A 13516-nucleotide genomic window follows, 5' to 3' on the forward strand; every position below is an offset into this window, starting at 1 on the left:
TTATCGGTAGGGCCCGTGCTGACGGGCGGCTTAAGTGGTCAGGGCGGTGAAGAGCTGGTCGGCGGTCTCGCACCGGTCGAGCAGCGCCCCCACATGGGCGCGGGTGCCCCGCAGGGGGTCGATGGTGGGGATGCGCTGCAGGGACTCCCGGCCGGGGATGTCGAAGATGACCGAGTCCCAGGACGCGGCGGCCACGTCGGCGGGGTACTTCTCCAGGCACCTGCCGCGGAAGTAGGCGCGGGTGTCGGTGGGGGGCTCGTGCATCGCGGCCTCGACGCTCCGGTCGTCGAGGAGGCGCTCGATCCGCCCGGCCCGGACGAGCCGCTGGTAGAGCCCCTTGTCGGGCCGGAGGTCGGAGTACTGGAGGTCGATCAGCTGCAGCTTGGCGTCGTCCCAGTCGAGCCCGTCGCGGTCGCGGTACTGGGTGAGCAGCTTGAGCTTGGCCACCCAGTCGAGCTCGGCGGCGCACAGGAAGGGGTCGCGCTCGAGCCGGTCGAGCACCGACTCCCAGCGCGCCAGCACGTCGGCGGTCTGCGGGTCGGTCTCGCCGGTGCTCTCGACGTACTTGCGGGCCAGCTCCAGGTACTCCCACTGGAGCTGGACGGCGGTCAGGCGCCGGCCGTCGCCCAGGGTGAGGAGGTGGGTCAGCGAGGGGTCGTGGGAGACCGCCCGCAGTGAGGCGACGGACTTGTCCACCGACAGGTCGGAGGTGATGAAGCGGTCCTCGATCATCGCCAGGACCAGCGAGGTGGTGCCGACCTTGAGGTAGGTCGAGATCTCGGCCAGGTTGGCGTCCCCGAGGATGACGTGCAGCCGCCGGTACTTCTCCGGGTCGGCGTGGGGCTCGTCGCGGGTGTTGACGAGCGGCCGCTTGAGCGTGGTCTCGAGGCCCACCTCCACCTCGAAGAAGTCGGCCCGCTGACTCACCTGGAAGCCGTGGTCGCGCCCGTCGGCGCCCAGGCCGACCCGGCCGGCGCCGCAGACGACCTGACGGCTGACGAAGAACGGGATCAGGTGACGCACGATGTCCTGGAACGGGGTGGACCGGCGCATCAGGTAGTTCTCGTGGGCGCCGTAGGAGGCACCCTTGTTGTCGGTGTTGTTCTTGTACAGCAGGATCTGGGGCGACCCCGGGAGCTGGCGCGCCAGCTTCGCCGCGTCGAGCATGACCAGCTCGCCGGCCTTGTCCCAGCGGACGACGTCGAGCGGGGTCGTCACCTCGGGAGTCGAGTACTCCGGGTGCGCGTGGTCGACGTAGAGCCGGGCGCCGTTGGTCAGGATCACGTTGGCCAGGCCGAGGTCCTCGTCGGTGAGCTGGCTGACGTCGGCGACCTGGCGCGACATGTCGTAGCCGCGGGCGTCACGCAGCGGGGACTCCTCCTCGAAGTCCCAGCGGGCGCGCCGCGCCTTCAGCGTCGCGGTGGCGTAGGCGTTGACCACCTGGGAGGAGGCCACCATCGGGTTGGCCTGCGGGGAGCCGGCCACCGAGATGCCGTACTCGACCTCGGTCCCCATGACGCGTCGCACACTCATGTGCCCACCGTACGTCTCAGTGACGACTCTGCCAGGCGTGAGCCAGGTTGACCGCCACGATCGCGGTCAATGCCATCAGCAGCGCCAGGGTCTGCTCCTGGATGCCCAGGACGATGGCCAGCGGGATGAAGGAGACGAGCGAGATGATCGCCAGGCCGAGCTGACGCGGACCGGCGTTGGCGATCCTGCGCTCGACCCGGTCACGCCGGTCGGACTCCACCTCCCAGCGCTGCCGGACCACCTGCTCGATCCGGTCGGCGAAGCCCTCGACCAGCTCGGGCTCCAGGGCCGGACCCAGGTCCTGGCGGACCCGCAGGACAGCCTCGCTCTCGGACCGCTCGACCTGCTCGCTCGGCCCCGTCACAGGTACTGCCCGGTGTTGGAGACGGTGTCGATCGAGCGGCCGGGCTCGGTGCCCTGCTTGCCGGTGACCAGCGTCCTGATGAAGACGATCCGCTCCCCCTTCTTGCCGGAGATGCGGGCCCAGTCGTCGGGGTTGGTGGTGTTGGGCAGGTCCTCGTTCTCCTTGAACTCGTCGACGCACGCCTGGAGCAGGTGCTGCACCCGCAGGCCGCGCTGGTCGAGGTCGAGGAGGTCCTTGATCGCCATCTTCTTGGCCCGGTCGACGATGTTCTGGATCATCGCCCCGGAGTTGAAGTCCTTGAAGTAGAGGACCTCCTTGTCGCCGTTGGCGTAGGTGACCTCCAGGAAGCGGTTCTCCTCGGACTCGGTGTACATGCGCTCCACCGTGGCCCGGATCATCGCCTGGACGCAGGCCTCCCGGTCGCCCCCGAACTCGGCGAGGTCGTGGGCGTGCAGCGGCAGGTCGGCGGTGAGGTACTTGGAGAAGATGTCGCGCGCCGACTCGGCGTCGGGACGCTCGATCTTGATCTTCACGTCCAGGCGCCCGGGCCGCAGGATCGCCGGGTCGATCATGTCCTCGCGGTTCGAGGCGCCGATGACCAGCACGTTCTCCAGCGTCTCCACACCGTCGATCTCGCTGAGGAGCTGGGGGACGATGGTGTTCTCCACGTCGGAGGAGACCCCGGAGCCCCGGGTCCGGAAGAGGGAGTCCATCTCGTCGAAGAAGACGATGACCGGCGTGCCCATGCTCGCCTTCTCCCGGGCCCGCTGGAAGACCAGGCGGATGTGCCGCTCGGTCTCGCCGACGTACTTGTTGAGCAGCTCGGGGCCCTTGATGTTGAGGAAGTAGGACTTCCCCTCGGCCCCGGTCCGCGCCGCGACCTTCTTGGCCAGGGAGTTGGCGACCGCCTTGGCGATCAGCGTCTTGCCGCAGCCGGGCGGGCCGTAGAGCAGCACGCCCTTCGGGGGCTTGAGCTTGTGCTCCAGGAAGAGGTCCGGGTGCAGGTAGGGGAGCTCGACCGCGTCCCTGATGGCGTCGATCTGGCTCACCAGCCCGCCGATCGACTCGTAGGCGATGTCGGGCACCTCCTCGAGGACCAGCTCCTCGACCTCCGACTTCGGCACCTTCTCGTAGGCGTAGCCGGAGCGGGTGTCGAGCAGCAGGGAGTCACCGGCGCGCAGGTGGATCTCCAGCAGGGGCTGGGCGAGCCGGACCACCCGCTCCTCGTCGGCGTTGCCGATCACCAGGGCCCGCGCGCCGTCCTGGAGGAGCTCCTTGAGCATCACCACCTCGCCGACCTGCTCGAAGCCGTGCGCGTCGACCACGTTGAGCGCCTCGTTGAGCATGACCTCCTGCCCGCGGACCAGCTCGTCGACCTCCACCGAGGGGCTGACGTTGACCCGGAGCTTGCGGCCGCCGGTGAAGACGTCGACGGAGCCGTCGTCGTTCTTGGTCAGGAAGGTCCCGAAGCCCGCCGGCGGCTGGGCGAGGCGGTCGACCTCCTCCTTGAGCTTCATGATCTGGTCGCGCGCCTCCCGCAGGGTGTGCGCCAGCCGCTCGTTCTGGCTGGTCACCGCGGCGAGGGACCGCTCGGTCTCGGCCAGTCGGAGCTCGAGGCCGCGGCCCTGACCCGGAGTCTCGGCCAGCCTGCGGCGGAGCTCGGCGATCTCCTGCTCGAGTGCCCGTGCGTGCCTGACCTGCTCGTCGGGGCTCTGCCCCGGTGCACCTTCCGAGAACGACATGGCGTCACCTCCTGTTCAGTGACACTACCCATGCCCCCACGCATCCGGCGTCCATATCCAGATGTGTCGGGGCGTGGGGCAGGCGGGCAGGCCCGCCACCACGACGGTGCCGGACCGGCCGGGCTCAGCCCTCGGCACTCTCCTCAGCCGGCTGGGGGGGCAGGTCGGCGGGACGGGGCCCGGTGTAGTCGACGCCGTAGGCGCCGGGTGCGGGGCGCCGCTTCTTCTTGGGCGGCCGCTCCCCCGGCGCCATCCGACGGGCGGTGACCAGGAAGGCGGTGTGGCCGATCATCTTGTGGTCGGGCCGCACGGCGAGCCCCTCGACGTGCCAGTCGCGGACCAGCGACTCCCAGGCGTGGGGCTCGGTGAACTCCCCGTGCGCCCGCAGCGTCTCCACCACCTTGGAGAGCTGGGTGGTCGTGGCGACGTAGGCGCAGACGATCCCGCCCGGCACCAGCGCGCCCGCGACGGCGTCGATGCACTCCCAGGGCGCCAGCATGTCCAAGATGACGCGGTCGACCCGCTGCTCCGGCGCGGCCGTGGCGCCCGGCAGCTCCTCGGCGAGGTCACCCAGGCGCAGGTCCCAGGCAGGGTGCGGCCCGCCGAAGAACTGCTCCACGTTGCGCCTGGCCACCTCCGCGAACTCCTCGCGGCGCTCCCAGCTGATCACCTGTCCGTGCGGTCCCACCGCGCGCAGCAGCGAGCAGGTCAGCGCGCCGGAGCCGGCGCCCGCCTCCACCACCCGCGCACCCGGGAAGATGTCGGCGGAGGAGACGATCTGGGCCGCGTCCTTCGGGTAGACCACGGCGGCACCGCGGGGCATCGAGACCACGAACTCCGAGAGCAGCGGGCGGAAGACCAGGTACTCGCCGCCGGCCGAGGAGGCGAGGGTGAAGCCCTCCTCCCGGCCGATCAGGTCGTCGTGCTCGAGATGGCCGCGGTTGGAGAAGAACCGCTTGCCCGGGACCAGCTCGAAGTTGTGCCGCCGCCCCTTCTGGTCCAGCAGCCTGACCCACTCCCCAGCCCGCAGCGGGCCTCGGTGCACGCCCGAGAACGCCTCCTGCGGGACGTCCGGGGTGCTGGCGGTGCCTGGTGCCTGGTTCTGCGACATGGCCGGAACCCTAGTGCGCCACCTCGCGGAAGGCGCGATCGACGTCGGCGGCACTGAGCACGCCCTGCACGGCACCGTCCGGGGTTACCAGGAGGTACTCGGGGAACGGGTGGCGCGAGATGGCGGCGACCAGCTGCTCGCCGGCGATCTCGACCGGAAGCGTCATCCCCTGCTCGAGGGTGTGGGTGAGGCTGGAGACCGGCATCCACGGACGCCGCTCGGGCGGGGTGGCCAGCAACGCGGCCTCGCTCACGATCCCCAGGGGCCGCCCGTCGGGGGCGACGGCCACGAGGGCGCCGGCCCGCGCGTCCTGGGCCATCCGCACCGCCTCCCCCACCGGCAGCTCGGGGGCGACCTTGAGCGCGCGGCGGGCCAGGGGGCGGGCGGCCAGGGCGGGCAGGCGTCGGCGCAGCCGGGCCTGCATCAGGGAGGCGGTGGCCCCGGCCCACAGGAACCCGCCCAGCAGCAGGACGAGGAGGTAGTCCAGGAGCCTGGGCGCGACCCCCAGCAGCTCGGACTGGACGAGCGGCCAGGAGAGGACGAGCACCGCGACGACCCGTCCGCCCCAGCCCGCCGCCACGGTGCCGCGGTGCACGCTCCCGCTGACCCCCCAGACCAGCGACTTCAGGACGCGACCGCCGTCCAGCGGGAGCCCTGGCACGAGGTTGAGCACGCCGAGGAGCAGGTTGGCGCCGGCCAGCCCCTCCACGGCCACCCGCAGCAGCCCCTCGGGGGTGACGAACCACAGCCCGACACCCGCGGCGCCGACGGCGAGCGAGGTCAACGGACCCACCACCGCGATCCAGAACTCGGCCCGGGGGGTGCGGGCCTCCCGGTCGACCGCGGTCATCCCGCCGAGGAAGTGCAGGGTGATCGAGCTGACGGGATAGCCCAGACGGCGGGCCATCAGGGCGTGCGAGGCCTCGTGCAGCAGGATGGAGAGGTAGAAGACCACGGCGAACGCCGCCCCCGCCACATACTTCCAGGGGCCCAGCCCCGGCTCGACCTGCTCCACCCGCGGCGCCACCATCACCGCGATCAGGGCCGCCACCACGAACCAGGACGTGCTGACGAGCACCTCTGCCCCGGCGACGGTCCCGATCCGCACCGTGCCGCGGGGTCGGGGTCGGGGGCGGGCCCGGGGCTCTTCGTCGGGGCGGTCGGCGGAGGGGTCGTGCACGTCCCGACCCTAGCCGAGGGGTCGACGGCGCCGGACGTGTCGGACCGCTCGCCTAGGGTCCTCAGCATGACCACCGCGCCTCCCGGCCCCGCCCCGCACGGAGACCTCCGCACCGAGGTGGACGGCGTCCGGGTCCTGGGGTCGCTCTCCCCGAGCCGGGCGGTCGACTTCGTCTCCTGCCCGCTGCGCTACCGCTTCCGCACCGTCGACCGGCTCCCGGAGGAGCCCTCGCCCCAGGCCGCCCGCGGCACGGTGGTGCACCGCGTCCTGGAGCTGCTCTTCGACCTGCCCGCCGCCGAGCGCACCCCGCGGCGGGCGGCCGAGATGCTGGCGCCGGCCTGGTCCGAGCTGCTGGAGCAGGATCCCTCCCTCGCGGCCCTCTTCGGGGCCGCGCCCGAGGGCCCCGACGTCCAGGAGTGGCTGGAGGGCTGCGCCACCGTGCTGGCGCGCTGGTTCACCCTCGAGGACCCGCAGCGGCTGGAGCCGGCCGAGCGCGAGGCCTACGTCGAGACGCTGCTCGGCTCCGGCCTGCTGCTGCGCGGCTACATCGACCGCCTCGACGTCGCGGCCGACGGCCGGATCCGGGTGGTCGACTACAAGACCGGCCGGGCCCCCGACGAGCGGTTCGAGGCCGCCGCGCTCTTCCAGCTCAAGTTCTATGCCCTGGTCCTCTGGCGTGCCCGCGGGGTGCTGCCCAGCGTCCTGCAGCTGGTCTACCTGGGCGACGGCCAGATCCTGCGCTACGAGCCGGACGAGGCCGACCTGCTCGCCACCGAGCGCCGGGCGGAGGCGGTGTGGCAGGCGATCGGCGAGGCCACCCGGACCGGTGACTGGCGCCCCCGGCGCAGCAGCCTGTGCGCCTTCTGCAGCCACCGGGCGATCTGCCCGGAGTTCGGCGGCACCCCTCCCCCGCTCCCCGTCGAGGAGACGACGCTCAGGAGAGCGCTGCCTCCTCCGGAGTGACCTCACGCGGCCTGATCTGGCCGCCGGCGATCTCCTCGGCGAAGTGACAGGCCACCGTGTGCCCGCGGCCCGCGCCCTCCACCACCCGCAGCAGCGGCCGCTCGGTGTCGCAACGGGTCTCCTGCCGGAAGGGGCACCGGGTGTGGAACCGGCAGCCCGACGGCGGGTCGGCCGGGGAGGGCAGGTCGCCCTGCAGCAGGATCCGCTCGCGCCCCTCCTCCACCGTCGGGTCGGGCACCGGGACGGCCGACATCAAGGCCCTGGTGTAGGGGTGGAGCGGCGCCTCGTAGAGCTCGTCGGAGGGCGCCTGCTCGACGATGCCGCCCAGGTACATCACGGCCACGTCGTCGGAGACGTGGCGCACCACGGCGAGGTCGTGGGCGATGACCAGGTAGGTCAGGCCCAGCTGCTCCTGGAGCTCCTCGAGCAGGTTGAGGACCTGGGCCTGGATGGAGACGTCGAGCGCCGAGACGGGCTCGTCGGCGATCACCAGGCGGGGCTCGAGGGCCACGGCCCGGGCGATCCCGATCCGCTGGCGCTGGCCGCCGGAGAACTCGTGGGGATACTTGCGGGCCGCGCTCGCCGGCAGCCCCACCTGGTCCAGCAGCTCACGCACCCGGTTCTTGCGGTCGAACTCGATGCCGTGGGCGCGCAGCGGCTCGGTCAGGATCGTCTCCACGGCCTGCCGGGGGTTCAGGCTGGCCAGGGGGTCCTGGAAGACCATCTGCATGTCCTGGCGCATCCGACGCAGCCGCTCGCCCTTGAGCGACGCCACGTCGGTGCCGTCGAAGAGGACCCGGCCCTCCGTCACCGGCGCCAGGCGCAGGACCGCGCGACCCAGCGTCGACTTGCCGCAGCCGGACTCGCCGACCAGCCCGAGGGTGCGTCCCGCGCCGATCTCGAGGTCGACGCCGTCGACGGCCTTGACCGCACCGACCTGCCGGTTGAGCAGCAGCCCGTCGCGGATCGGGAAGTGGACCTTCAGCCCCTCCACCCGCAGCAGCGACTCGCTCATCGGACCTCCTCCTCGCCCGGCGTGGACAGCGGGTTGTAGCAGCGCAGCTGACGGTCCTGGGTGGCCAGCAGGGCCGGCGGCTCGGCCGTGCAGCGGGCCACCCGGTTCTGGCACCGGGGCGCGAAGGCGCAGCCCTCGGTCCAGGGGATCGTCTGGGTCGGCGACCCCGGGATCGGCAGCAGCCGGGCGCCGCGCGGGGAGTCCAGCCGGGGGATGCTGGCCAGCAGGCCGCCGGTGTAGGGGTGACGCGGCTCGGCGAACAGCGGGCCACGCTCGGCCGACTCGACGATCCGGCCGGAGTACATCACGTTGACCTGGTCGCAGAGGCCGGCCACCACGCCCAGGTCGTGGGTGATCATCAGCAGCGCGGCGTCGGTCTCGGAGACGAGGTCCTTGAGCACCTCCAGCACCTGGGCCTGGATGGTGACGTCGAGGGCGGTGGTGGGCTCGTCGGCGATCAGCAGCTTGGGTCCGCACGCCAGGGCGATGGCGATCAGCACCCGCTGACGCATCCCGCCGGAGAGCTGGTGCGGGTACTCCCCCACGCGGCGGGCCGGGTCGGGGATGCCGACCTGCTCGAGCAGCTCGACGGCCCGGTTCCGGGCAGCCTTGCGGCTCAGGTCCTGGTGCCGGCGGATCACCTCGGTCAGCTGGAGGCCGACCGGGACCACGGGGTTGAGGGAGGTCATCGGGTCCTGGAAGACCATCGCGACCTCCCGCCCGCGCAGCTGGGAGAGGCGCCGCGGCGACTGGGTGAGGAGGTTCTCGCCCTGGTAGAGCACCTCGCCGCTCACGTGGACGCCACGCGAGGGCAGCAGGCCCATGATCGCCAGCGAGGTCACCGACTTGCCGCTGCCCGACTCCCCCACCAGCCCGACGTGCTCGCCGGCGTGGATGTCGAAGGAGACCTCGTCGACCGCCCGGACCCGCTTCTGCCCCTTCAGTCCGAACTCGACGCTGAGGTTGCGCACCTGGAGCAGCGGCTGCTCGCCACCTGCGCGGCGGGCTCCGGTGGCGCGGGGGGCGGTGGTGGTGCTCATCGACGGCTCCTGGGGTCGAGTGCCTCACGCAGCGCCTCACCGAAGAGGGTGAAGCCGAGCGCGGTGATGGCGATGGCGGCGCCGGGGAGGATCGCGAGCAGCGGCGCCACCTGGAACCTGTCCTGGGCCGCCACCAGCATGCGTCCCCACTCCGCCACCGCTGGGTCGGGCTGGCCGAGGCCGAGGAAGGAGAGGGCGGCGACCTCGATGATGGCGGTGGCCAGGTTGAGGGTCGCCTGGACGATCGTCGGGCCCAGGGAGTTGGGGAGGACGTGGCCCATCACGATGCGCCGGCGCCGCAGCCCGAGCGCGGAGGCGGCCAGCACGTAGTCGGACCGGCCCTGGGCCAGCATCGACCCGCGCAGCAGCCGGGCGAAGATCGGGACCTGCGCGACGCCGATCGCGATCATCACGGCGTACGGGTTCTGTCCCAGCACCGCCGCGATGCTGACGGCGAGCAGCAGGCTGGGCACCGAGAGCATGATGTCGACCAGGCGCATCACGAAGGTGTCGATCCAGCCGCCGACGCGTCCGCCCACCGAGGCGGCACCGCCGGCGAGGATGCCGAGCGCGGCTCCGAAGACCAGGCCGATCGCGGTGGCCACGATCCCGTAGAGGAGCGACTGGCGCGCGCCGTAGAGCATCTGGGTGTAGAGGTCGGAGCCGAACCGGTCGAGACCCAGCAGGTGGCCGTCGCTCGGCCCGGGGACGCTGGACGGGGTCACCTGCCCGGACCACTGAGCGGTCCCGGGCTGGTACTTGGTCAGCAGGGGGGCGGCCAGCGCCACCACCACGAACGCCAGCACGATGGCGGCTCCGACGATCGCGCTGGGGTTGCGCCGCAGGCGTCGCCAGGCGGCGACCCAGAGGCCGACACCGGGCTCGTCGTCGACCGGCACCAGGATGTCGCTGGTCGGCTCGGCGGGAGGGATGGGAATGGTCATTGCACACGCACCCGGGGGTCGATCACGCCGTAGGCGACGTCCACGGCCAGGTTGATGAGGGCGTAGATCACCGCGATGAACAGGATGTAGCCCTGCAGCACCGGGTAGTCACGCTGCCCGATGGCCTCGAAGAGGTACTTGCCGATGCCGTTCCAGGCGAAGACCGTCTCGGTCAGCACCGCGCCGCTGAAGAGCAGCCCGGCCTGGAGCCCGATGGTGGTCACCACCGGCAGCAGGGCGTTGCGCAGCACGTGCCGCCGCGAGACCACCCGGGCGGCCAGGCCCTTGCTCTCCGCCGTGCGCACGTAGTCCTCGCTCAGCACGTCGGCCACGGCCGCCCGGGTGATCCGGACGATGATGGCCAGCGGGATGGTGCCCAGCGCGATCGCCGGCAGGACGAGGTGGAGTGCCGCGTCCCAGGCGGCGTCCCACTCCTGGGTGAGGATGCCGTCCAGGACGTAGAAGTTGGTGACGTGGGTGGCATCCATCCGGGCGTCCTGGCGGAGGCTGGTGGGCAGGATGCCGAGCCAGTCGGCGAAGACCAGCTTGAGCAGGATGGCCAGGAAGAAGACCGGGGTCACCACCCCGATCAGGGAGCCCGACACGATCGCGGTGTCCAGGAAGCGGCCCTGGTGCTTGGCCGCGTAGTAGCCCAGCGGCACCCCGATCAGCACCGCGATCAGCAGGGCGGCCAGGCCGAGCTCGAGGGTGCCGGGGAACTTCTCCAGGAAGCTCTCGAGCACCGGCTGCCCGGTCTTGATGGAGCGACCGAAGTCGCCGGTGAGCAGCGCCTTGACGTAGGTCAGGTACTGCTGGAGCAACGGCTCCTCGAAGCCGTACAGCTCGTTGACGCGCGCGATGCCCTCCGGCGTTGCTCGTTGGCCGAGCAGCGCCCGCGCGGGGTCGCCGGGCAAAGCCCGGACCCACGCGAAGAGCAGGATCGAGAGTCCGACGAGCACTGGCACCATCAGGGCCAGCCGCCGGAGGACAAAGCGCAACATCACTCAGCCTTCCGCCCCGCAGAGCGGGGGCCAGGTGTTCCTTCGTTCGTTCGTTCGCGCCGCGGTCAGCCGACCGTGACGGTGTTCCAGACCTCGTCGTTGACGGGGCTCTGCTGGTAGCCCTCGACGTCGGCACCGAAGGCCAGCGACGGAGCCGGGTGCGCGATCGGGATGGCCGGCAGGAGCTCCATCACGTCGGCGTTGATCTCCTCGTAGAGGGGGGTCTGCTCCTCGACGGTCGGAACCCCGCGCGCCTCGGCCAGCTTGTCGAACAGCGCGGCGTCCTTGAAGCCGAACTCGGCGCTCTCGGCACCGAAGAAGACGCCGACGAAGTTGTCGGTGTCGTTGTAGTCGCCGGTCCAGCCCAGCAGGTGCAGGCCGTGGTTGGAGGTGCCCTGGATCTTGTCGAGGTAGTCAGGGGTCCAGATGTCCGCGACGGGCTTGACCTTCAGGCCGACCGCCTCGAGCTGCGAGCGGATCACGTTGAAGGTGTCCTCCGGAGCCGGCATGTAGGGCCGGGAGACGCTCGTGGGGTAGTTGAACTCGATGGTGGCCCCGTCAGCGCCGGCGTCCTGGAGGAGCTGCTCGGCCTTGCCCGGGTCGTACTCGTACTCGGTGACGTCCTCGTTCCACCCGTTCACGCTCTGCGGGATGAACTGGGTGGCGATCTCGGAGCCCTCGGGCAGGGAGGCGGCGGCGACGGCGTCCTTGTCGATCGCGTGGGCGATCGCCTGGCGGACCCGCAGGTCGTCGAACGGCTTCTGCTTCTGGTTGATGCCGAGGTAGAGGATGGTGAAGGGGTCGCGCGGCATCACGGTCATGCCGGCGTCCTCCAGCGAGGAGATGTCGGCCGGCCCGATCAGGTCGGCGCCGTCGACGTCGCCGTTCTGCACGGCGGTGGCACGCGCGGCCGGGTCGTCGATCGCCACGACCTGCACGGTGTCGACCTTGGCCTTCTCACCCCAGTAGTCGTCGTTGCGCTTCAGGGTGACCCGGTTGCCGCGGTCCCAGGAGTCGAAGACGAAGGGCCCGGTGCCGGTCGGGTGGGCGGTGGAGTACTCGGTGGTGTTGACGTTGGCGGCCGCGTCGTCCTGGTACTTCTCCAGGGCGGTCGGGCTCTGCATCGAGAAGGCGGGCAGCGACAGGGCTGCCGTGAAGCCGGCGAACGGCTCCTTCAGGGTGACCTTCGCCTCGAGGTCGTCGGTCGCCTCGCAGGAGTCGTAGATGGCCTCGCCCTTCTTGTCCCCGGTCGCGAAACCGCGGAAGAGCTTGGCGTAGTAGTACGCGAAGTCGTCGGTCTGGACGGCCGCGGGGAAGTTGTACCACCGGTCGAAGTTGGCGCAGACGGCCTCGGCGTTGAACTCGGTGTCGTCGTGGAAGGAGACGCCGTCGCGGAGCTGGAAGGTGTACTCCAGCCCGTCCTCGGAGTTCTCCCAGCTCTCCGCGAGCAGCGGGGCCGGGTCCGGCGTGCCGGGCTCGGTGCCGACGAGGCCCTCGAAGATCTGGCGAGCGACCCGGAAGGTCTCACCGTCGGAGGCGAACGCCGGGTCGAGCAGCTTGGGCTCAGCAGCCCCCGCGAACACGAACGTGCCGCCGCCGCTGCCCTCGTTGCTCTCGTCGTCCGAGCGCTCGCTGTCCGCGCAGCCCGTCAGCACCAGGGCCGCTGTCGCCAGCCCCACGGTCGCCAGCCGCATTCTTCCCATGGATCTCATCTGCAACTCATCACCCTTCGCAAGTCGCGCCGGCCGAGCGGCCAGGCAGGGACGCGACATTACTCAGAGCCGTGCGTTGCGTCACGCGGTGAAACACGGACCTGACGCAACGTTTCCAAACCGATATCAGCCAGCGAGTCGGCGAAGGTCCGCCCCGGCCCCGGCAGGATCGGCACGTGGTTGGGGACGCACAGCACCCGGCACCCCGCGGCGACCGCGGAGCGAGCCCCGGTGTTGGAGTCCTCGACGGCCACGCAGTCCATCGGGTCGACCCCGAGGTCCGCGGCCGCCCGGAGGTAGGGCTCCGGATCGGGCTTGCCCCGGGTGACCACGTCGCCGGTCACCACCGCCGCGAAGGTGTCCCGCGGGAGCCGTGCCAGGACCGGGTCGACGAACCGCCGGTAGGACATCGTGACCAGGGCGCAGGGCACCCGTGCCTCGGAGAGCTCGAGGAGGAGCTCGCGGGCCCCGGGGCGCCACGGGACCTCCTGCTCGACGCGGGCGACCACGCCGTCGAGCAGCTCCTCGACGATCTGCGCCGGCTCGAGGTCGATCCCCATGTGGGCGCGGATGTAGCGACCCGACTCCAGGAGGTCGTTGCCGACCAGGTTGAGGGCGTGCTCCTGCGACCAGGTCCCGCCGTGCCGCTCGGCCAGCTCGAACTCGGTGGCGATCCAGTAGGGCTCGGTGTCGACGATCGTGCCGTCCATGTCCCAGAGCACTGCGGCCAAGGGGGGCTCGCCTCCGCTCGGTGCCACTGCGGCGGCCCTGCCAGGGAAGTCGGTGCTCAGAATGCCCTCCGGAAAGTCGTGGGAACGCCCATCCCACGTACCACCCTAAGGCCGATGGTCCGCGCCACCCGACGCATCAGCCGGAGGCGTCGTCGCAAGGGGGAACACGTGCGGTGCTCG

At 71.3% G+C, this 13516-nt stretch carries 12 protein-coding genes; 1 reads left to right on the forward strand and 11 read right to left on the reverse strand.

Annotated features, from left to right (window positions below; all coding sequences use genetic code 11):
• Nucleotides 1-30: 30 nt before the first annotated feature.
• The 5 genes from dop to AC4BG9_RS16800 form a co-directional block, all read right to left on the reverse strand.
• Nucleotides 31-1533, reverse strand: coding sequence for a depupylase/deamidase Dop (dop, locus tag AC4BG9_RS16780; protein WP_490572263.1), 1503 nt, complete (start codon nucleotides 1531-1533; stop codon nucleotides 31-33).
• Nucleotides 1534-1549: 16 nt separating this feature from the next.
• Nucleotides 1550-1897, reverse strand: a complete 348-nt coding sequence (locus AC4BG9_RS16785; RefSeq protein WP_490572264.1) for a hypothetical protein — start codon at nucleotides 1895-1897, stop codon at nucleotides 1550-1552.
• A complete protein-coding gene (gene arc / locus AC4BG9_RS16790; RefSeq protein ID WP_490572265.1) occupies nucleotides 1894-3639 on the reverse strand; it encodes a proteasome ATPase in 1746 nt (581 codons plus the stop codon). The genes AC4BG9_RS16785 and arc overlap by 4 nt, the downstream gene beginning before the upstream one ends.
• Nucleotides 3640-3763: 124 nt before the next feature.
• The gene (locus tag AC4BG9_RS16795) at nucleotides 3764-4750 is read right to left on the reverse strand and encodes a tRNA (adenine-N1)-methyltransferase (protein WP_490572266.1); all 987 of its coding nucleotides are present in this window, start codon (nucleotides 4748-4750) and stop codon (nucleotides 3764-3766) included.
• 10 nt (nucleotides 4751-4760) lie between these two features.
• On the reverse strand, nucleotides 4761-5930 hold the full coding sequence (locus tag AC4BG9_RS16800) for a site-2 protease family protein (RefSeq protein WP_490572267.1): 1170 nt from the start codon (nucleotides 5928-5930) through the stop codon (nucleotides 4761-4763).
• A gap of 66 nt (nucleotides 5931-5996) precedes the next feature.
• On the opposite strand from AC4BG9_RS16800, the gene AC4BG9_RS16805 reads away from it, so the two are divergent.
• Entirely contained in the window at nucleotides 5997-6893 is an 897-nt protein-coding gene (locus tag AC4BG9_RS16805; RefSeq protein WP_490572268.1) for a RecB family exonuclease, read from the forward strand.
• On the opposite strand, the gene AC4BG9_RS16810 is transcribed toward AC4BG9_RS16805, so the two are convergent.
• The 6 genes from AC4BG9_RS16810 to AC4BG9_RS16835 form a co-directional block, all read right to left on the reverse strand.
• Nucleotides 6865-7908, reverse strand: coding sequence for an ABC transporter ATP-binding protein (locus AC4BG9_RS16810; protein ID WP_490572269.1), 1044 nt, complete (start codon nucleotides 7906-7908; stop codon nucleotides 6865-6867). The genes AC4BG9_RS16805 and AC4BG9_RS16810 overlap by 29 nt on opposite strands.
• Nucleotides 7905-8948 carry an ABC transporter ATP-binding protein gene (locus AC4BG9_RS16815; protein WP_490572270.1) on the reverse strand — a complete coding sequence of 348 codons (1044 nt, stop codon included), beginning with the start codon at nucleotides 8946-8948 and terminating at the stop codon, nucleotides 7905-7907. Before AC4BG9_RS16815 ends, AC4BG9_RS16810 begins: the two co-directional genes overlap by 4 nt.
• A complete protein-coding gene (locus tag AC4BG9_RS16820; protein ID WP_490572271.1) occupies nucleotides 8945-9892 on the reverse strand; it encodes an ABC transporter permease in 948 nt (315 codons plus the stop codon). Before AC4BG9_RS16820 ends, AC4BG9_RS16815 begins: the two co-directional genes overlap by 4 nt.
• On the reverse strand, nucleotides 9889-10893 hold the full coding sequence (locus tag AC4BG9_RS16825) for an ABC transporter permease (RefSeq protein ID WP_490572272.1): 1005 nt from the start codon (nucleotides 10891-10893) through the stop codon (nucleotides 9889-9891). The genes AC4BG9_RS16820 and AC4BG9_RS16825 overlap by 4 nt, the downstream gene beginning before the upstream one ends.
• A 65-nt stretch (nucleotides 10894-10958) precedes the next feature.
• The gene (locus tag AC4BG9_RS16830; protein WP_490572273.1) at nucleotides 10959-12605 is read right to left on the reverse strand and encodes an ABC transporter substrate-binding protein; all 1647 of its coding nucleotides are present in this window, start codon (nucleotides 12603-12605) and stop codon (nucleotides 10959-10961) included.
• Nucleotides 12606-12664: 59 nt separating this feature from the next.
• Nucleotides 12665-13327: an HAD family hydrolase gene (locus AC4BG9_RS16835; RefSeq protein ID WP_490572291.1), complete on the reverse strand. Its 663-nt coding sequence runs from the start codon at nucleotides 13325-13327 to the stop codon at nucleotides 12665-12667.
• Between the last annotated feature and the right edge of the window lie 189 nt (nucleotides 13328-13516).

Source organism: Nocardioides sp. Z40_12 (assembly GCF_058215795.1).

What these genes read in the sequence shown, in the direction of transcription:
- AC4BG9_RS16830 (WP_490572273.1), bottom strand. Translation starts at nt 12,605, where the DNA reads ATGAGATCCATGGGAAGAATGCGGCTGGCGACCGTGGGGCTGGCGACA.
- AC4BG9_RS16825 (WP_490572272.1), bottom strand. Translation starts at nt 10,893, where the DNA reads ATGTTGCGCTTTGTCCTCCGGCGGCTGGCCCTGATGGTGCCAGTGCTC.
- AC4BG9_RS16805 (WP_490572268.1), top strand. Translation starts at nt 5,997, where the DNA reads ATGACCACCGCGCCTCCCGGCCCCGCCCCGCACGGAGACCTCCGCACC.
- dop (WP_490572263.1), bottom strand. Translation starts at nt 1,533, where the DNA reads ATGAGTGTGCGACGCGTCATGGGGACCGAGGTCGAGTACGGCATCTCG.
- AC4BG9_RS16810 (WP_490572269.1), bottom strand. Translation starts at nt 7,908, where the DNA reads ATGAGCGAGTCGCTGCTGCGGGTGGAGGGGCTGAAGGTCCACTTCCCG.
- AC4BG9_RS16815 (WP_490572270.1), bottom strand. Translation starts at nt 8,948, where the DNA reads ATGAGCACCACCACCGCCCCCCGCGCCACCGGAGCCCGCCGCGCAGGT.
- AC4BG9_RS16820 (WP_490572271.1), bottom strand. Translation starts at nt 9,892, where the DNA reads ATGACCATTCCCATCCCTCCCGCCGAGCCGACCAGCGACATCCTGGTG.
- arc (WP_490572265.1), bottom strand. Translation starts at nt 3,639, where the DNA reads ATGTCGTTCTCGGAAGGTGCACCGGGGCAGAGCCCCGACGAGCAGGTC.
- AC4BG9_RS16795 (WP_490572266.1), bottom strand. Translation starts at nt 4,750, where the DNA reads ATGTCGCAGAACCAGGCACCAGGCACCGCCAGCACCCCGGACGTCCCG.